This window comes from Kitasatospora sp. MY 5-36 (genome assembly GCF_001182915.1).
Classification (GTDB): Bacteria; Actinomycetota; Actinomycetes; order Streptomycetales; family Streptomycetaceae; genus Kitasatospora.
In genome coordinates this window covers 1-884 of record NZ_LFVW01001327.1, presented here as the reverse complement: position 1 = coordinate 884, position 884 = coordinate 1, and the positions used below count along the sequence as shown (strand labels likewise).

The 884-nt window shown below is 71.7% G+C and carries 1 protein-coding gene; it reads right to left on the bottom strand.

Annotation, left to right across the window (positions count from 1 at the left end; genetic code table 11):
* On the bottom strand, positions 1-884 hold an 884-nt coding region (locus tag AE652_RS42250), incomplete at both ends, for a putative nucleotidyltransferase substrate binding domain-containing protein (protein ID WP_049661513.1).

Genomic DNA, 884 nt, shown 5'->3' with positions numbered 1-884 from the left:
GCAGCTCCAGCTCCGCGTCCCACAACTCACCCGGTTCCACGGTGCCCGGCACCACCGGACTGTGGACCACCGGCGCCACGGACTGGTCCACCGGACGGGAACGCCCGAAGAGGTTCTTCCAGCGTGACGGGGCCGAGGCCTTGACCTTGGTCCACAAGTCATTCAGGCCCCCCTGCACCTCGTGCAGGGCCCCGAGCGCGGCGGCCAGTTGCTCCTGCTCCTCCGGTAGCAGACGCTCCAGCCCGTTCGGCGGCTCGGCCACCTGCGCGGTCGCGACCCTGTCCCGTTCGCCCCCGTAGGCCCGGTGCAGCCGCTGCCTCAGGTTCAGAGCCAGGAGATAGGCATCCACCAGCCTCTGGCCGAGCGCCGCCGGCAGCACCCGCGCCGTGATCAGCTCCTCCAGCCGCTCGCCGGTGCTGAGCCGCCACGGCGTCTCCGGCTTCGCCACCGCCCGGTACGCCGCATACAGGTGCCGTGTGGCGACTGTCAGTTGGCGCATCAAGCCGGTCTTGACGTTGACGCTGTTCACCTGCGCCAGAGTCTCCGGACGCGGGAGGCCGGCGAGCGACTCCCGCAGGGCGGCCCACTCCACCTCGGCGTCGCCGCGCCCGCTCCGCTCCTGGGCGAACCTCCGGAAGAGCTCCCGCTGGCCCTCGTGCGACGTGAAGGCGGCGAGGGCGCCGGTGAGCGGCGCCAGCTCGATCAGCCGGGTGTCGTGCATGACACCGTGCTTGGGCGTCAGCTCGTCCGCCGAAGCGGCGAGCGCGTGCTCCAGCACGGCCTCCGGGTCGAAGACCGCCAGATTGGGGTTGAACCACATGATGTCGGCCTGGAACGGCGCCGCCGCCGACCCGTTCACCGGCAGGAACTGGCGGGCCAGGTCC